The organism is Achromobacter sp. ACM02, assembly GCF_014851605.1.
Classification (GTDB): Bacteria; Pseudomonadota; Gammaproteobacteria; order Burkholderiales; family Burkholderiaceae_B; genus Achromobacter; species Achromobacter aegrifaciens.
Window position 1 is genome coordinate 200,965 of the sequence record NZ_JACUZY010000002.1, and the last position, 16,792, is coordinate 217,756.

Annotated in this window: 14 protein-coding genes; 6 read left to right on the plus strand and 8 right to left on the minus strand. The window is 67.1% G+C overall.

What is annotated here, in order from left to right; genetic code table 11:
- Nucleotides 1–37 precede the first annotated feature (37 nt).
- Entirely contained in the window at nucleotides 38–973 is a 936-nt protein-coding gene (locus IB258_RS05765) for a LysR family transcriptional regulator (RefSeq protein ID WP_054452654.1), read from the minus strand.
- A 207-nt stretch (nucleotides 974–1,180) separates the two neighbouring features.
- Here IB258_RS05765 and IB258_RS05770 point away from each other — a divergent pair, with 207 nt between their 5' ends.
- The 5 genes from IB258_RS05770 to IB258_RS05795 all read left to right on the plus strand — a co-directional run bounded on the left by IB258_RS05770 (nucleotide 1,181) and on the right by IB258_RS05795 (nucleotide 6,325).
- Nucleotides 1,181–1,858, plus strand: a complete 678-nt coding sequence (locus IB258_RS05770) for a hypothetical protein (protein ID WP_370539814.1) — start codon at nucleotides 1,181–1,183, stop codon at nucleotides 1,856–1,858.
- A gap of 54 nt (nucleotides 1,859–1,912) precedes the next feature.
- Nucleotides 1,913–3,298, plus strand: a complete 1,386-nt coding sequence (locus tag IB258_RS05775) for an MATE family efflux transporter (RefSeq protein WP_225590297.1) — start codon at nucleotides 1,913–1,915, stop codon at nucleotides 3,296–3,298.
- Between the two features lie 415 nt (nucleotides 3,299–3,713).
- Nucleotides 3,714–5,354 carry a lytic murein transglycosylase gene (locus tag IB258_RS05780; RefSeq protein ID WP_119449936.1) on the plus strand — a complete coding sequence of 547 codons (1,641 nt, stop codon included), beginning with the start codon at nucleotides 3,714–3,716 and terminating at the stop codon, nucleotides 5,352–5,354.
- A gap of 203 nt (nucleotides 5,355–5,557) precedes the next feature.
- Nucleotides 5,558–6,130 carry a GNAT family N-acetyltransferase gene (locus tag IB258_RS05790; RefSeq protein ID WP_054452642.1) on the plus strand — a complete coding sequence of 191 codons (573 nt, stop codon included), beginning with the start codon at nucleotides 5,558–5,560 and terminating at the stop codon, nucleotides 6,128–6,130.
- Between the two features lie 9 nt (nucleotides 6,131–6,139).
- The gene (locus IB258_RS05795; RefSeq protein ID WP_054452636.1) at nucleotides 6,140–6,325 is read left to right on the plus strand and encodes an oxidoreductase-like domain-containing protein; all 186 of its coding nucleotides are present in this window, start codon (nucleotides 6,140–6,142) and stop codon (nucleotides 6,323–6,325) included.
- Between the two features lie 23 nt (nucleotides 6,326–6,348).
- On the opposite strand, the gene IB258_RS05800 is transcribed toward IB258_RS05795, so the two are convergent.
- From IB258_RS05800 to IB258_RS05830, 7 genes are all read right to left on the minus strand, one after another.
- Nucleotides 6,349–6,786 carry an acetyltransferase gene (locus IB258_RS05800; protein WP_054452633.1) on the minus strand — a complete coding sequence of 146 codons (438 nt, stop codon included), beginning with the start codon at nucleotides 6,784–6,786 and terminating at the stop codon, nucleotides 6,349–6,351.
- A gap of 63 nt (nucleotides 6,787–6,849) precedes the next feature.
- Nucleotides 6,850–8,589, minus strand: a complete 1,740-nt coding sequence (locus IB258_RS05805; protein ID WP_125472620.1) for a peptidase M14 — start codon at nucleotides 8,587–8,589, stop codon at nucleotides 6,850–6,852.
- A gap of 34 nt (nucleotides 8,590–8,623) precedes the next feature.
- Nucleotides 8,624–9,493, minus strand: coding sequence for an ABC transporter permease (locus tag IB258_RS05810; RefSeq protein ID WP_118934718.1), 870 nt, complete (start codon nucleotides 9,491–9,493; stop codon nucleotides 8,624–8,626).
- Between the two features lie 5 nt (nucleotides 9,494–9,498).
- Nucleotides 9,499–10,422 carry an ABC transporter permease gene (locus tag IB258_RS05815; protein ID WP_054452620.1) on the minus strand — a complete coding sequence of 308 codons (924 nt, stop codon included), beginning with the start codon at nucleotides 10,420–10,422 and terminating at the stop codon, nucleotides 9,499–9,501.
- Between the two features lie 217 nt (nucleotides 10,423–10,639).
- Nucleotides 10,640–12,172, minus strand: a complete 1,533-nt coding sequence (locus IB258_RS05820) for an ABC transporter substrate-binding protein (RefSeq protein WP_192352287.1) — start codon at nucleotides 12,170–12,172, stop codon at nucleotides 10,640–10,642.
- Between the two features lie 55 nt (nucleotides 12,173–12,227).
- Nucleotides 12,228–14,081 carry a dipeptide ABC transporter ATP-binding protein gene (locus tag IB258_RS05825; RefSeq protein ID WP_225590298.1) on the minus strand — a complete coding sequence of 618 codons (1,854 nt, stop codon included), beginning with the start codon at nucleotides 14,079–14,081 and terminating at the stop codon, nucleotides 12,228–12,230.
- 9 nt (nucleotides 14,082–14,090) lie between these two features.
- Nucleotides 14,091–14,603, minus strand: a complete 513-nt coding sequence (locus IB258_RS05830; RefSeq protein ID WP_035360603.1) for a winged helix DNA-binding protein — start codon at nucleotides 14,601–14,603, stop codon at nucleotides 14,091–14,093.
- Nucleotides 14,604–15,047: 444 nt separating this feature from the next.
- Between IB258_RS05830 and IB258_RS05835 the strand changes: the two genes are divergently transcribed.
- Nucleotides 15,048–16,754 (plus strand): ShlB/FhaC/HecB family hemolysin secretion/activation protein, encoded by a 1,707-nt coding sequence (locus tag IB258_RS05835; protein ID WP_192352288.1) that lies wholly within the window; start codon nucleotides 15,048–15,050, stop codon nucleotides 16,752–16,754.
- The last annotated feature ends 38 nt before the right edge of the window (nucleotides 16,755–16,792 follow it).

The following is a 16,792-nucleotide window of genomic DNA, read 5'->3' on the forward strand; positions in this document are numbered from 1 at the left end:
TTGCCTGTCCAGAATAACGCGCAACGCGCCGGCAGGCTCAGGCCGTCAATGCGACGGCGTCGGCCTGGATGGCGAGCTGGAGCTGGGCGGCGAAGGCGCGCGCCTGCCGCGTGCTGGGGCGGTCGCGGCGCCAGATGGCCGCCAGCGGCGACTTGCGCAGGACCGGCCGGTCGGCCAGGACCACCAGCTCGCCGCGCGCCTGCCGGATAGCGGCCACGCTGCCGGGCAGCATCCACAGATACAGGCCGTCCAGCAGCATTTCGCGGCCGAATTCCAGCGACAGGGCGCCGATCATATCCGGAATCGCCAGCCCCGCCTGGCGCAGCGACATTTCCAGTTCGCCGCGGATGCGGCTGCCGGGCAGGGCGGTGATCCAGGGATAGGCCACGTAGTCGGCCAGCGTGGCGCCGGGCTGGCCGGCCAGCGGATGATGCGTGGCGCAGGCCAGCACTACCGGATCTTCCAGCAGCGTGGTGGAGCGGTAGACCTGCGGATTGACGGTGGACGAGAAGCGGCTGATCAGCACGTCCAGCGCGCCGGCGTCCAGGTCTTCGATCAGCCGTTCATGCGTGCCGATTTCGATGGTGAGCGTGATGCGCGGATAAGCCTGGCGGTAGGCGCGCGCGGCCTCGGCCACCGGCCAGCCCGCGAACATCGAAAAACAGCCTACCGTCAGGCTGCCCTCGTCGCCGCGCGAGACCGCGGCGAGATCGATCTCGGCCTTGCGGAAGTCGGTGAGCAGCAGGCGGGCATGGCGGCACATGGTTTCGCCCAGCGGCGTGCAGGTGGTGCCGCGGGCGGTGCGTTCGAACAGCCGCGCGCCGACCAGCTCTTCGATCTCGGCGATGGCGCGCGACAGCCCCGACTGTGTGCTGTGCAATTGCGTGGCGGCCTTGGACAGGTTGCCCAATTCGGCGACGGTCAGCACGATTTCCAGATGCCGGATGCGGAGCTTGCCTCGGAACGGTGTCATGGCGCGGGTCGGAGGGGAGTAGCCGATTATTCTCTCCCGGCGCGCGCTTGGCAACGCGGTGCGGGATTCGGCCGGCCGGGATTCGGCCGGCCGGGATTCGGATATAGTTCGCGCCAGACCGATAGTCGGACGCGCGGCCTGGGCCAGCGCGGCGGCCGGCAAGAGCAGAGGGCAGGCATGAAGGCAGCGGTGTGCGGCGCGTGGAGAGTGAGCAGGCTTGCAGCGGCGGCGCTGGCTGCGCTGGCCTTGAGCGGCTGCGGCGCATCCCGGGTCGACGGGGTGTCGGTTGCCTGGCCTCCGTTCCGGGACGGGACGCTTGCGGCGCTGCCATCGGATCCGGCCCAATGCCCGGATCTGGCCGGCGTCTATCGGGCGCAAGGCGAGTTCGTGTCTGGCGACCGCGAGGCCGGCGCATCGATGGACCTGCGCAAGTTCCTGCAGTATCCCCTGGACCTTCCGGGCATGTCCGACAACCCGTTGCCGGAATGGCGTTCCGGACCCGAGGCCACTGTGGCTTTCACGGCCGCCGCGGACGGATGGGAGATATTGGCGCTGGACGGGCAGGGCGCGCGCGCCTTGGGCCGCCTGCCGCAGTTGAACGGCGAGCAGGATCCTGCCGCCCTGCCTGGCGCGGCCCAGCCTTCCAGGCCGGATGGCATCCGGCGCCTTGGCGGTTGCACGCAGGGCCGGCTGTGGATCAGCGTGCGGCACGACTGGCGCCAGTACGAGTCCATGGGTGTGCGGCGCCACGTGGCGCTGCTGCGGCCCGAGGCGGGAGGCCTGCTGGTGACGGTGGGCCGGGAATCCGACACCATCGGCCTGTTGCCCTGGTATTCGAATGAGGGCAGCGTGTACCAGTATTGGTTCGCGCCCGCGGGCCGCTGAACGCGGGCCTGGCAATTCACCGCGCGGTCTGACCGCGCTCCATCCACGAGCCTCATGACCTCTGAAAACCTGTCCTCCGCCGCATCCGACCCGCGCGCCCGCTTCGTCTCCGGGCCGATGGGCCCGCATGTGCTGGAAATGGTCCTGACCGGCTGGGCCAGCATGCTGGCCGTGTTCGCGGTGGAGTTCCTGTCGCTGCTGTACCTGGGCACGCTCAAGGACGAGGCGGTGCTGGGCGCGGTGGGCTTCGGATCGATGACGCAGTTCACCATCATCTCGGTCTGCATCGGCGTGAGCGTGGGCGGCACGGCCCTGGTGTCGCGCGCGCTGGGGGCGGGCGATGCGCCGCGCGCCCGCGCGCTGGCGGGCGCCTCGCTGGTGCTGATGGTTGCCGCCGCGCTCGTGTCCGGCGCGTTGTTCCTGGCCGTGATCGGCCCCTACACGGCAGCCATCGACCTGGCGGAGGACGTGCGCGCGCATCTGCTGTCCTACGTGCTCATCACGACCCCGTTCGCGGTCGTGATGGGCGTGGGCATGATGCTGTCCAACCTGTTGCGCGCCGCCGGCCATGGCCGCCAGTCCATGTGGGTGCTGCTGGCGGGGACGGCGGCGGTCGCGGCGCTGGACCCGCTGGTCATCTTCGTGCTGGACGGCGGCATGGAGGGCGTGGCCTGGGCCGGCGGCATGGGCCGCCTGGTCACGGTGGCGCTGGGCGCCTGGCTGGTGTTCGGCAAGCATCGCCTGGTGACTTGGCCCGCCGGCGCCGCGCTGCGCGCGCACCTGGCCGCAATTGGGCGGATCGCCTTGCCTGCCGCGCTGACCACGCTGGCCACGCCCGCGGCAGTCATCTTCACCCTGTCCACATACGCCGGCTTCGGCTCCAGCGTGATGGCGGGCGCCACCGTGGTAGACCGGGTGCTGCAACTGGCCTACGCGCTGTTCTTCGTACTGCCCGGCGCCATCGGACCCATCCTGGGGCAGAACCTGGGCGCAGGGCAATGGGACCGCGTACAGGAGACGGCGCGCGTGACCGCGCGCTGGTCCTTGACGTATGGCTTCGGCGTAGCGGTCCTGCTGGCCTTGCTGGCGCCCTGGATGCCGGATCTGTTCCAGGTGACCGGACCTGGGCGCGACCTGATCGTTTTTTTCTGCCGCTACGGCAGTTTCGCCTGGGCGCTCAACAGCCTGTACTTCGTCGCCGTCGCGGTGTTCAACAACCTGGGCTATGCCACGTACTCCACCGCCATCGGCTGGCTGCGCGCTACCGTGGGCACCTTGCCCTTCGTCTGGCTGGGCGCGCATTACGGCGGCCCGGAAGGCGTGTTGGCGGGGCAGACCGTGGGCTTTGCCCTGTTCAGCCTGATCGCCATGCTGCTGTGCCGGCGCGTGCTGCGCGCGCCGCCCGCGAGCGCGGCGGCGCAAGCGCGGCAGGCTGCCTAATGCACTGTTTTCGGATCCCCTTCATGGGTAGATGCCGTGAGCCGGTGACCGGGCGGAGGGATCCGAAGCGCAGCCCCACCGGGGCGAGCATCGGAATCCCGCAGTCCGGACGCCGGCGGCTCAAGAACCGTGCTTCCCAAAACCGAAGTGCGGGTGGCAGGGATTCGAGCTTGCGGATGTCAGAGTCCTTTAGCCGCCGAGGCCACCCTGCGCCATTCCGATGCTCGCCCCGGTGGGGCTGCGCTTCGGATGGCTCCGGGCAGCCTCGGCTGAGAGTCGCCTAGGGCGCCGCGAAGTCGCTTCCAGCCTGCAAGGCGTTTGGGCGGCAATGCGGGCGGGCCTGCCCAGGAGGCCGTTCGATTTTGACGGCCGGTCGCGGTACGATCCCGGCTGACTTCGATTTTTCAGGATTGCCATGCGTCAGCGTTCCGTACGCCTTCGAATCGACACCTTCTCCCGTGTGCTGCTGGCCGCGGCTTTTGCCGCCGCCGCAGCCGGCGCCGCTCAGGCGCAGGGGCCTGCTTCAGCCACTGGATCGCGCGCCCAGCCGTCGGTGCCGGTGCAGACCCTGCCGGCCCTGACGCCCAAACGCAGCTTCGACGACGCTCCCGCGCCAGCCGCCACCGCGCCGGCGGCTCCGGCCGATGACCGGGCCGGCCAGGTGTTGCCTCCCAGGTCGGCTGCGCCCGCGCCGGCAAGCTTGCCCGCGCCCGCGACCTTGCCTGCGCCCGCGGCGGCTCCGGCCGCTGCCGTCCCGGCGGCGACCGCTGCGCCTGCCGCAACGGCTGCGCCGGCTGCCACCGCGGCGCCCGCCGCCACCGCCACCCCCGCGCCCACGGTCATCATCCCGACCGAACTCGACACCAAGGCCTGCATCGCCAAGCTGCGCAAGGGCGCCACGGCCAACGGCCTGACCGTGGCCGATTGGGACAAATACACCGCCAACGCCAAGCTGCTGCCCACCACGGTCGCATCGGCCAAGGGCCAGCCCGAGGGGCGCGAGGCCTGGTGGGACTACATCGCCAAGACCGTGGACGAAGAGCGCGTGCGCGACGGCCTGGGGGTGCTCGCCAAGTATGGTCCGCAACTGTCGGCCATCAGCCAGCAATACCAGGTGGATCCGGCCACGCTGGTCGCGATCTTCGGCATCGAGACCAACTACGGCCGCCAGGTCGGCAGGACCAATGTGCTGGACGCCTGGCTGACGCGCGCCTGCACCGAGAACAAGTCGCTGTGGGAAAAGAACGCCTACGCCTCGGTGCGCCTGCTGCGCGACGGCGTGGTGCCGGCGGACAGCTTCGTCGGTTCCTGGAGCGGCGCCTTTGGCATGACGCAGTTCATCCCGACCTCGTTCTATGAACTGGCCGCCGATGGCGACGGCAACGGCAAGATCGATCTCTACAACTCGCTGCCCGACGCGTTGGCGTCGACCGCCAATCACCTGCGCAAGCGCCGCGCCAAGTGGACGCACAGCCTGCCCGCCGTGATCGAAGTGCGTGTGCCGGCCGAGCTGGCCTCTGCCATTCCGGCCTCGCCCGAAGCCGAATACGTGGGCTCGCAGGACCGCCGCACGATAGCCCAGTGGGCCCAGGCCGGCGTGAAGCAGGGCAACGGCTCGGCCTTGAAGTTGGCGTCGGGCAACGAGGAGCAGGCCTATCTGTTCGCGCCCACGGGTTCCGCTGGCCCGGTGTTCCTGGCGACCGTGAATTTCGACGCCATCCTGCATTACAACCAGTCGCGCCGCTATGGCTTGGCGGTGTCGATGCTGCTCAATCGCCTGCAAGGCGGTCCGGATCTCGTCGCGGCCTGGCCCACGGACGACCCCGGCCTGTCGCGCGCGCAGATCAAGGAGCTCCAGGAGATGCTCTACGGCCTGGGCTATGACGTAGGCGTGGCCGACGGCATTCCGGGCAGCAAGACCCGCGATGCCGTGCGCGAAGAACAGGTCAAGCGCAAGCTGCCGGAAGACGGCCGCGTGGGCAAGCGCATCTACGACGCCATCAAGGCCACCTGGCCGCCCGCGGCGATCCAGGCTCGGCCGGCAGCCCAGCAATGACAGAGGCTTCCGGCACGCAGGGCTACGGTGAAAACGCCGCGGCCCTGGCGGACCAGTACGAGAGCATCGCGTTCGCGGACGTGCACCGCAGTTGAAAGCCACGCCCCGGGGCCGGCCTCGACCCGGGGGATTCGTCCGTTGGACGATGGGCCGGCGGGCCGTCCGCCGGTATCATTTCCGTCACGCCATTCCTTCCGCCCGCCATGTCCGCCGCACTGCTCCCCGACACTTTCCAGACCGCCCGGCTGCAAGCCCGGCGCATGGACGAAACTGATTTTTCCTTCATTGCCGCGATGCATGCGGACGAGCGCCTCATGGCCACCATGGGCGGCACCCGGACGGACTCGGCCAGCCGCCGCTATCTGTTGCAGAACGTCGAGCATTGGGCCGAGCTGGGCTACGGCATGTATGTGCTGGCCGACCGCGCCAGCGGCGCGCTGGCGGGCCGCGCGGGCTTGAAGCGCACCCAGTCGCGGGGCTGCGACGAGGTCGAGGTCGCCTATGCCTTCCTCCCCGCGAGCTGGGGCATGGGATATGCCACCGAAATCGCCCAGGCGCTGCTGTCGTTGGGATTCGGGCGCTTGCCGGTCGAGGCGCTGTCGGCCGTGGCGCTGGAAGAGAATGCCGCGTCCTGCCGGGTGCTGGAAAAATGCGGCATGCGCCAGATCGGCGGCGCGGGAGCGGGCGGCGCTGGCAAGCGTCGCTACGAAATCCGCCGCGCCGAATGGCCGCTGCCAGAGGCGGACGCGGCGGCTGGCGCAGGGCATCGGCGCTAAGATTCGGGTATGAGCACCAAGCAGATCCCCGACGACGACCCGCAACCCGTTCCGCCCGTCGCGCCCGAACCCGAAGAGTGTTGCAACAGCGGCTGCATCCCCTGTGTCTATGACACCTACAACGAAGCCATGGACGATTACCGGGAAGCGCTGAAAGCCTGGCGGGCCAGGCATCCGGAGCAATCCAAAGGCTAGGCGCCTGGCGGGGCGGGCAGGCGTCAGCCCGCCAGCTTCATGTGGATGATGGGACGAGGGCGACCCGCGTCGTCGTGCTCCGAGCGGCCCACGTCCTCGAACCCGTAGTGCTTGTAGAAGCCGTGGGCCTGGGGATTCTGTTCGTTGACGTCCACCACCAGGGTGCCGTGCAGCGAGCGCGCGAAGTTCAGCAGGCGCCGGCCAGCTCCCTTGCCGCGCTTGTTGGCATCCACGAACAGCATCTGGACCTTGTTGCCGTTCAGGCCCATGAAGCCAGCGACTTCGCCGGCATCGTCCTCACAGACCCAGACCCGCACCGAAGGCAGGTCGGTATTGAGCACCTGCGGGTACATGGCCTGGATTTCCTTTTCCGTCAGGAACGTGTGGGTGGCGCGTACCGAACGGAGCCAGATGTCCACCAGGGCCAGGTCATCGCCGTGGTTGCGTTCTCGGATATTCATTTTTCTAATGGTTTTACAGGTCGGGTGCCGGCGCGGTCCTTGGCTACGCCGGTCTTTTTGCCGCTAGAGCCCTGCGCGGTAGAGCTCGGTCGCCGCCAGGACGGTTTCCATCTGCACAGTATGCGCGAAAACGAAGCGGTCGCCGTAGACGGTTTCATCCGGAAACTCGGAAATCAACGCCATGGGCAGGTCCTCGCGGTCGCTTTCGCTGATCTGCACCGGGATGCCGTTCAGCACGTCGAATCCGGTTTCGAGCGCGTGCGCCTGGAATAGTTCAAGTTGCCGCGCATTGAACTCGACCAGGCCGGGAACATTGCGGGCCAGCCGGGCGGTAACGCCTTCGATCAGGCGGCGGGCGCGGTCGCCCCAGCCCGGATGATGGCGCAGCACCAGGAAGAAGCCCTTGGGGATGGTCCACAGTTCGAAATGGCGCGGCAGGTAGCCGGATAGCGGCCGGGTCCATTCATGGGCGGGATAGCCGTGCAGGTTGATGTGCAGCTGCGCGCCGCTGATCGCATGCGCCTGGTGGCGGCCTTCGCGTTCGAAGAACGGGGCGCGCTCGCGGTAGGCGATGTCGTCGCCCAGCGCGCTGTAGCGCGAGGCGTGCAGCATGTGGCGCGGATGGTGCGCGCGCAGGCGGTTGAACAGCGCGTAGCCATCGGGATTTTCGGCGGCGATCAGAGCGAAGTGCGCGTCGCCGCGCTCGGCCAGCGTCTGCGCCGCGCGCAGGGCGCCGACCACGCCAGAGGTTTCGTTGGCGTGCTGCGCGCCCGAAATGAAGACCGCGGGGCCGGGGCCGCGCAGGTAGGTGCCCAGCACCGGACGGCCCTGGCGCGATACGGCCTGGAAGGAGTCTCCGCCGAACGCCGCCATGCAGCTGGCGATCTGGCCTGCCGACAGCGGTTCGCGGGCCTGGGCCAGCGGTGCAGCCAGCGGCGCGGGCGCAACGGGCGCCAGGGCGCCGAAATGCTCCAGCGAGATCTGCACGCGCGCCGCGCCGTCGTGGCGGCGGATGTCGGGAATGATCTGGCCGGGTTGCAGGCCGCGGTCGCCGGACGGGCGGCCCGAGTGTTTCTGGAAATGTTCCAGCAGCGAAAAATAGATGTCTTCGTGCAGCGCCTCGAAGGTGCTGACGATTTCCTCGTCCACCGGCAGGGCGAAGTCGATGCCCGGCAGATCCACGCGGATTTCCAGGCGTTCGAAATAGGGCTCGTGCGCGCCCCAGGCATGGTTGCGCACCGTGTCCAAGATGGCGCGGAACGCCTGCTGGTATTCGGTGGCCTGGGCGGCATCGGTCTGAAGCGCGCCTTCGGCGTCGCGCACGCGCAGCCAGCCGGTGGGCGACAGTTCGGGCGTGCCGTCCTGGGCGTACCCGACCTGGTTGGGCGCATAGACGCGGGTATCGAGCTCGCGGCCATCGGCGTAGCGCAGGCTGACGTCATAGTGCAGGTCATCGGCGCCGGGCTGCATGGCGACGTCCACGCCTTGCAGCAGCGCGATGAGCGGGTAGGCTTCCAGCGTGAAGCGCTTGGCCTGTGCATGTTCGTGCAGCGGATAGCGCACCACGACGGACGCCAGCCCTTCGCGCTCGACCTCTTCCAGGAAGTAGTGCAGCAGCGGCTTGTAGGCGCTGCGAAAGCGCGCCGTGACGCCGGCTTGCGCCAGGCGTTCCTGGGCCGCGCGGCGCGCTTCCACGCCTTCGAACAGCCAGCCTTCCACGACCGCGCCGCGCCAGGCCGGCGCCATGTAGGCGTGGGTCCAGGCGTCCAGCGTGCGGTCGAATGTTTTTTCCAGCAAAGACATACTCGATATTCCTTTCAGGCGGACCGGGGCGGCTTCAGACCTTGCCGGTCGGATCCAGGCGGTCGCGCAGCCAGTCGCCCAGCAGGTTCAGGCCCAGCACCGTCAGCATGATGGCCAGGCCCGGGAAGACGCTGACCCACCAGGCCGTCTGCATATACGTGCGGCCGTCGGCAAGCATACCGCCCCAGCTCGGGATCATGGGGTCCACGCCCAGGCCCAGGAAGGTCAGGCTGCTTTCCAGCAGGATGTTGTTGGCGACGTTCAGCGTCATCAGGATGACCAGCGGACCCAGCAGATTGGGCACGATGTGGTGGCGGATCATGGCCAGGTCGCGCACGCCGAAGGCGCGGGCGGCCAGCACGAACTCACGCTCGCGCAGGGCCAGGACCTGGGCGCGCACCAGGCGCGCGTATTGCACCCACTGCGACACGATCATGAAGAAGATGACGTTGAACAGCCCGCCGCCCAGGATGGCGATGAAGGTGATGGCCACCAGGATGAACGGCAGCGCCAGTTGCACGTCGGCAAAGCGCATGACGATCATGTCCCAGAAGCCGCGGTAGTAGCCGGCGATCAGGCCCATGACGATGCCCAGCAGCGCGCCGCCGACGACCGAGGCGAAGCCCACCGTCAGCGAGATCTTGCCGCCGACGATGACGCGGGCCAGCACGTCGCGGCCCAGCGGGTCGGTGCCGAAGGGGTGGGCCGCAGAGGTAAAGGGAGCCATCAGGCGGGCGGCCAGGTCCATGGCTTCGCCGCCGTCGGGAAACAGCCAGCCGGAGGTCAGCACCAGCACGATCATGGTGCCGGTCAGCAGCGCGCCCAGCACGAATTCCAGCGAGCGGTAGCGGCTGCGGGGCTTGGCCGCCTTGGGAGCGGCGGCGGTGGGGGTAGTAGTCTGCATAAGGCTCAGCGCGTGCGGATGCGGGGGTCGACGATGCCGTAGGCGATGTCGACGATCAGGTTGACCAGGACGATGACGGAGGCCAGCACGGTGACCGTGCCCTGCAGCACCGGGTAGTCGCGGCCGGAGATGGCGTCGAACGCCAGCGTGCCCAGGCCGGGCCAGTTGAAGACCATTTCAATGACCACGATGCCGCCGATCAGGCCGCCGAACTGCAGGCCCAGGTAGGTGATGAGCGGAATCGCACAGTTGCGCAGCGCGTGCTTGTACAGCACCACGCGTTCCTTCAGGCCCTTGCTGCGCGCCACCATGATGTATTGCGCCGACAGCGTTTCCAGCATGGTGGTGCGCACCAGGCGGATATTGGTGGCGCTGAGGATGATGGCCATCGTCAGCGACGGCAGCACCAGGCTGGCCGGCCCGCTCCAGCCGGACGGCGGCAACAGCGGGAAGGTGATCGACAGCAGCAGCACCAGCATCAACGCCAGCCAGAAGTTGGGAAAGGACAGCCCCACCAGCGACAGGATGCGAATCGCCTGGTCCGTGGTCTTGCCGCGCTTGATCGCGGCCTGGATGCCCAGCGGCAGCGAGATCAGGATCGACGCCAGCAGCGAGGTGAACGCCAGCATCAGCGTGGCGGGCAGCGCATCGCCGATCAGCTTGGCGACCGACGTGCCACCCATGAAGCTGCGGCCGAAATCGCCATGCAGCAGCCCCTGCATATAGGACAGGTACTGCTCGTAGAAGGGACGGTTCAGCCCCAGCGCCTGGCGGATATTGGCCAGGTCCTGCTCGGTGACGCTGCCCGAGCCCTGGCTGAGCATCAGCGCAGGGTCGCCGGTCAGGCGCACGGCATAGGAGACGAGCAGTGTCACCGCGACAATCACGAAGACGGCCTGCAACACGCGTTTGATGAGAAATCCGGTCATAAATCGCCGTCCCGGCTTGCGCCGGAACGGGTCGGTAAGGTTAATGCCTCAAGGCAGCGCCAAAAGCATTCCAAAAAAAGTGCCGGTTGTTCATAGCGTCATCACGCCAATAGCAACCGGTCCTCCCCCAGCGGGATGCCACGGAGCCGGCTCTGCCGGTCCGTAGGCATGCCCCCCTGGGGGGGAAGCGCGTAGCGCTTCGGGGGGGGGACCTACTCTACTCCACAGAGGCGTTCAGGAACCGGAAGCGGATGTCGCCCGGAACCTCCAGATCCTTCACGCGCTTGTTCACCCCGACGATCGTGTTCAGGCTGTACAGCGGCATTTCCAGCGCCTGGTCGGCCACGTAGCCGGCGATCTCCTGCAGCATGGCTTCGCGCTTCTTCACGTCATAGACCGTGCGCTGCGCTTCCAGCATGCCGTTGAGCTTGGCGTCGTTGTCGTACGGGTTCCACTTCTGGCCCGTGTGGTACATCAGGTAGGCCGTGTTGTCGTAGTCGTAGGTCCAGCCGCCCCACTGGTTCTGCCACATTTCGCCGGTCTTGCCGCCGGGGATGATGTCGTTGAGCAGCACGCCGGTTTCATACGGCTTGATCGTGGCGCGCACGCCCACGCCTTGCAGATAGCCCGACACGGCCTGGGCCACTTCGCGGAAGTTCGAATCGCTGCCGCGGACGTCGATCTGCACGGTGGCGCCAGGCTTCACGCCGGCGGCGGCCAGCAGCTTCTTGGCTTCGGCGGGGTTGAAGGGCAGGGGCTTCTGCTCGGGGTTGTAGCCGAAGGACTGCGGACCCTGGAAGCTGGCGATGGTCTTGGCCTGGCCCAGCAGCAGTTGCTTGACGATGGCGTCGCGGTCCACGGCCATGATCAGCGCGCGGCGCACGTCGCGGTTCTGCGTGATGCCGCTCTTGGTGTTGTAGCGCAGCGCGAAAGCGACCGGGCCGCCGGTGGAGATGACATCGGCGTTGCCGGACTTCTTCACGGTTTCGATCAGGCCCAGCGGGATCAGGGTGGCGACGTCGATGCGGCCAGCCTGCAGCTCGGCGACTTGCGTGCCCGGCTCGCCGATGAAGCGGTAGACCACCTTGTCCAGCTTGGGCTTGCCGCCCCAGTAGTCGTCATTGCGCGCCAGCGTCACGTTGACCTTGGGCTGGTAGCTTTCGAACTTGAACGGGCCGGTGCCGACCGGGTTGGTGTTGAAGTTGTCTTCGCCCTTTTCCTTGATGTACTTGGGCGGCACGATCATGGCGCCATAGCCGGCCAGCTTGGTCAGCAGGACCGGATCGGGCTGCTTCAGGATGAAGTCCACGGTGTATTCGTCCACCACCTTGATCTCGCCGATCGAGTCGTAGTTGGACTTCTGCGGACCCTTGGCGCCTTCCGCGCCCAAGAGGCGCTCGAAGGTGAACTTCACGGCTTCGGCGTTGAAGGGTTCGCCGTTGTGGAACTTGACGCCTTCGCGCAGCTTGAAGCGCAGGCGCTTGTTGTCGTCCAGGTATTCCCAGCTGGTGGCCAGCCCCGGCTGCAGCTTCAGGTCGGCGCCGCGCATGGTCAGGCCGTCATACAGGTTGCTGCCCACCGAACCCCAGAAGGTCACGAAGGTGTCGATCGGGTCCCAGCTGCCCGGGTCCTGGTTGATGGCGACATTGAGCGTGCCGGCGGCGTGAGCGGTCGTGAAGACTGCGGGCAGCGCGCCGCCCAGCGCCAGAGCCAGGGCGGTGGCGGTGTAGGTTTTGCGTAGGGAGAGCATGTTCAACTCCAGGAACGGGAAGCCGGACGGGCCGACGTGAAAAAGGATATGCGGCTCAAGCCGCGCGGGCCACCTGGTGGCCGGGCGCGAATTCAACCAGGGGAATGATGGCGGGTTCGTCGCCGACGCGCCGCACCGGGCTGGGAATCTCGCCTTCGATCAGCGAGGTGTCGATGTGGCGGCCGGGCTCGGCCACCGGCACGGCGGCCAGCAGCTTCTTCGTGTACGCGTGTTGCGGCGATTCGAAAATCTGGCGGCGGGTGCCGAGTTCGACGATCTGGCCCAGGTACAGGACCGCGACGCGGTGGCTGACTTTCTCCACGACCGCCATGTCGTGCGTGATGAACAGATAGGACAGGCCGCGGTCCTTTTGCAGGTCCATCAGCAGGTTCAGGATCTGCGCCTGGATCGACACGTCCAGCGCCGACACGGATTCGTCCGCGATGATCAGTTTGGGATTGCTGGCCAGTGCGCGCGCAATGCAAACGCGCTGGCGCTGCCCGCCCGAAAATTCATGTGGGTAGCGCTTGGCGTGTTCGGGCTTCAGGCCGACCTGCTCCAGTAGTTCGCCGATGCGGCGGGCAATGGCGTCTTCGCTGGTCAACAGGCCGTGCGTGCGGATCGGTTCCGCGATGCTGAACGCCACCGTCTTGCGCGGATCCAGCGAGGCGTAGGGATCCTGGAAGATGTACTGGATCTCCTGGCGCAGGCGTTGGCGGCCGACGCTGTCCATCGAGAAAATGTCCTGGCCGTTGTAGCGCACGGCGCCCGAGGTCGGCGCCACCAGCTGCTGCAAGGTCTTGCCGATGGTGGACTTGCCGCTGCCGGACTCGCCCACCAGCGCCAGCGTTTCGCCAGGGTAGACGTCGAAGCTCACTTCCTCGACGGCGTGCACGCGGTGCGTGACCCGGCCGAAGAAGTTGTGGCCCACGTCAAAGCGGGTGGTCAGTTTTTCCACGCGCAGCACGGGCTCGTCATAGCGCGCGGTGTCCTGCTCGCGCGTCTCGCCCACTTCGCGCAGCGTGTCGCCTTCCAGCACGGTCTGCGGCGTGCGCAGCGGCAGGTCGCGGCCCGTCAGGCTGCCCAGGCGCGGCACCGCCGCCAGCAACGCGCGGGTGTAGGGATGTTTAGGCGCGTTGAAGATCTCGTCCACGGTGCCTTGCTCGACCTTCTTGCCGCGTAGCATCACCACCACGTCGTCGGCCATTTCCGCGACCACGCCCATGTCATGGGTGATGAAGATCACCGCGGTGCCCAGGTCGCGCTGCAGTTCGCGGACGGTGTTCAGGATCTGCGCCTGGATGGTGACGTCCAGGGCCGTGGTCGGCTCGTCGGCGATCAGCAGGCGCGGCTGGCACGACAGCGCCATCGCAATCATCACGCGCTGGCGCATGCCGCCCGACAACTGGTGCGGGTAGCGGTCCAGCATTTGTTCGGCGTCCGGCAGGCGGACCTTCTCCAGCAGTTTGCGCGCCGCCTGGCGCGCGGCCGAGCGCGACAGCTGCTGGTGCAGCATGATGGCCTCGACGATCTGGTCGCCGACGGTGAACACCGGGTTCAGCGAAGTCATCGGCTCCTGGAAGATCATCGCGATGTCGTTGCCGCGGATGGCGCGCATGTCTTCGTCGGAAGCCGCGGTCAGGTCGATCTCGCGGTCGGCGCTGTCGCGGAACAGGATCTGTCCCGTGGCGATGCGGCCGTTGGTGTAGTCCGTCAGGCGCATGATGGCCATGGACGTGACCGACTTGCCTGAGCCCGATTCGCCGACGATGGCCAGCGTCCTGCCGGGGCGCACCTCGAAATCCAGGTTGTCGACGGCGCGGAACACGCCGTTTTCGGTATTGAAGTCGACCGACACGCCGCGCACGGACAGCAGCGGGGCGGAAGTAGATGCGGTGGTGCTAGACAACTTGGATTCTCACAGGGAGGTGGCGGCGCGGGCGGCCTGGTCGTACAGGCCCGAGAGGGCGCGCAGAGTGTTGGCCAGCTGATGGCTGGCGTCGTCCGCCGCGGGGGAGTCGATGAAGGGTTTGACGAGGCATTGCTCGCGCACTTCGGCGTAGCGCTGGATGGCGGCCGCGCCGGCGTCGGTCGCCGTGTAGATCACTTCCTTGCCCGTCTTGGCGCTTTGCACCACGCCCAGGCGCTCGAGTTTCTTCAACGAGTAGTTCACCAGGTGGGTGTCTTCGACGTTGAGCGTGAAGCAGATGTCCGCCAGCTTCTTGCCCCGGCCGCGGTGGAACACGTGGTTGAGCACCAGGATGTCCAGCGAGGTCAGCTCGGGCAGTCCCGCACAGGCCATGCAGCGCACCATCCAGCGGTTGAACGCGTGCGAGGCGATGATCAGGCCGAATTCGACTTCGGAAAGCTCGGGGGCTGAAGAGGCCAGGTGGGAGGAGGAAACAATGGCGTCCCGGACGGATACAGGCATGGGCTGGGAGGGGAAGGGGACGGATCGGCGATAAAACGTTGGCGAATTATTGACGATTTGTTGATATGCCCGTATCGGGGATAACCCGTGTGCAAGCGGCCGGTCCTAGGTTTTGCCGCCAGATCTCGAACTTCTCCTATTTGCCCGCGACGCGTGTCCGCGTAAAAAAAGCTGCCGGCTCGCGAACTTCGAACTGCTTGCGATTTGTTTCACATCAAATCGCTTCTACTGCGATCGTGATAGTTCCGGGCTACGGAACTATGGCATTCACGCATGAATTTGCGCTTCTTTATGCTCTAAATTCCACCAATTCCGTTAATTTATGATCTTATACATTCAGATATTTATTGTTATTAATTGTGTTTTAAGGCAAACTCGAAACACATTTGGTTTCATAAAGCGATAACAAGGAGCGCCGCGCACGTCCGCAGGCGCCATACCGGCATGAATCACTATTGGCGCCTGCGCATGGCCGCGGGCATGTTGGCGGCTGGCTTTTTCCCGGCTGGATCCGGTGCGCAGCCGCTGCCCGAAGCAGCGGTGCGCGCTACCGAAATCGAACGTCGCCAAGAACAGGAACTTGGAGCGCAGCGCGCCCGAGCGGCCGAACGGCCGGACGTGCTGTCGCCCGCCGCGCCCGCCGCCGGCGGCCTGGTCCTGCCGGTCGAAACGCCTTGCTTTGCCCTGAAGGAAGTCGTCTGGGACGGAGCGCAGCCGGCTGAATCGCTGGCGCGCGCAGCCGATGCCGTCGTTGGCCATTGCGTGGGCGGCCTGGGGTTGCGGGCCTTGCAGGAACATCTGATCGGCCTGCTGATCGATCGCGGACTCGTCACGGCGCGGGTGGTCGTGCCGGAACAATCCCTGGCCGCGGGCACGCTGACGCTGCGCTACCTGCCGGGCCGCATATCCGCCGTCAAGGGCGAGGGCGCCATCGGCTGGTGGCGCACGGCCTTGCCCACGGGGCCGGGCGGCGAAGTGAACCAGCGCGACCTGGACCAGGCGCTGGAAAACATCCGCAGGCTGGGCAGCCAGGCCGATGCGTCCATCGACGTCGCGCCCGGGCCGGAGCTGGGCGATTCCGACATCCTCATCCGTCCCGGCACCGGCAAGCGCTGGCATGGGTACATCGGCGGCGACAACGCCGGCATGGACGCCATTGGCAAGTACCAGGTCAACGCCGGCCTGACCCTGGACTCGCCCCTGTTCCTGTACGACCAGCTGTCGGTGTCGTGGAACAGCAATGCGCGCTGGCGTGACGCCGAGTCGAACACGCGCGCCGCCTCGCTGAACTACAGCATTCCCTTCGGCTACTGGACTTTCTTTGCCGGCGCCAGCAAATCCACCTACCGCCAGACCGTGGCCGGCTTCGATGAACCCATCATCTACGGCGGCACGACCAAGCAGGTGCAGGCAGGCGTCTCGGTGGTGCCGTATCGCAGCGCCGCCTACAAGGGCACGGCATCGCTGACGCTGCTGCGCAAGCGCACCACCAGCACGCTCAACGACGTGGACATCGAGGTGCAGCGGCGCGACGTCACCGGCTACGAGTTCAACCTGGGGCATCGCCACTATCTGGGCCGCGCCGCGCTGGACGTCGGCGGGGGCGTGCGCGGCACGCTGACCGGGCTGTCCGACCAGCCGGGCTACGTCTATGGCGATCCGGATTGGAACGGCCGCAGCACCATACTTTCGGCCAATGCGGGCCTGTATCTGCCGTTCGAACTGGCGGAGCAGCCCTGGGCCTACCAGCTGAATTGGCAGATCCAGCACGCCAAGACGCCCATCGTGCCGTCCGACTACTTCACCATCGGCAACCGCTATGCGGTGCGGGGTTTCGACGGGCAGATGACGCTGGCCGCCGAGGACGGCTGGACCTTGCGCAACGACTTGTCGCTGGGCCTGGACAAGCTGCTGCGCGTGCCCGGCCACCAGTTGTACACGGGCCTGGACGTGGGCCGGGTGGGCGGTCCGTCGGCGGCGTCGCTATCCGGCCGCACGCTGGTCGGCGCCGTGGCCGGGCTGCGTGGACGGCTCGCCATGCCCTATGTCAATGCCAGCTATGACCTGTCTGCCGGCTGGCCGCTGAAAAAGCCCGAGTCCCTGAAAACCGCCTCGACCATGTTCGCGGCGGTGCTGATGTTCGAGTTCTGATCCGGCGGCCTTGCGCAGCCAAACCGCAGTCCATCCTT

What these genes read in the sequence shown, in the direction of transcription:
- IB258_RS05795 (WP_054452636.1), top strand. Translation starts at nt 6,140, where the DNA reads ATGAGCACCAAGCAGATCCCCGACGACGACCCGCAACCCGTTCCGCCC.
- IB258_RS05815 (WP_054452620.1), bottom strand. Translation starts at nt 10,422, where the DNA reads ATGACCGGATTTCTCATCAAACGCGTGTTGCAGGCCGTCTTCGTGATT.
- IB258_RS05780 (WP_119449936.1), top strand. Translation starts at nt 3,714, where the DNA reads ATGCGTCAGCGTTCCGTACGCCTTCGAATCGACACCTTCTCCCGTGTG.
- IB258_RS05810 (WP_118934718.1), bottom strand. Translation starts at nt 9,493, where the DNA reads ATGCAGACTACTACCCCCACCGCCGCCGCTCCCAAGGCGGCCAAGCCC.
- IB258_RS05800 (WP_054452633.1), bottom strand. Translation starts at nt 6,786, where the DNA reads ATGAATATCCGAGAACGCAACCACGGCGATGACCTGGCCCTGGTGGAC.
- IB258_RS05820 (WP_192352287.1), bottom strand. Translation starts at nt 12,172, where the DNA reads ATGCTCTCCCTACGCAAAACCTACACCGCCACCGCCCTGGCTCTGGCG.
- IB258_RS05805 (WP_125472620.1), bottom strand. Translation starts at nt 8,589, where the DNA reads ATGTCTTTGCTGGAAAAAACATTCGACCGCACGCTGGACGCCTGGACC.
- IB258_RS05790 (WP_054452642.1), top strand. Translation starts at nt 5,558, where the DNA reads ATGTCCGCCGCACTGCTCCCCGACACTTTCCAGACCGCCCGGCTGCAA.
- IB258_RS05775 (WP_225590297.1), top strand. Translation starts at nt 1,913, where the DNA reads ATGACCTCTGAAAACCTGTCCTCCGCCGCATCCGACCCGCGCGCCCGC.
- IB258_RS05830 (WP_035360603.1), bottom strand. Translation starts at nt 14,603, where the DNA reads ATGCCTGTATCCGTCCGGGACGCCATTGTTTCCTCCTCCCACCTGGCC.
- IB258_RS05765 (WP_054452654.1), bottom strand. Translation starts at nt 973, where the DNA reads ATGACACCGTTCCGAGGCAAGCTCCGCATCCGGCATCTGGAAATCGTG.
- IB258_RS05835 (WP_192352288.1), top strand. Translation starts at nt 15,048, where the DNA reads ATGAATCACTATTGGCGCCTGCGCATGGCCGCGGGCATGTTGGCGGCT.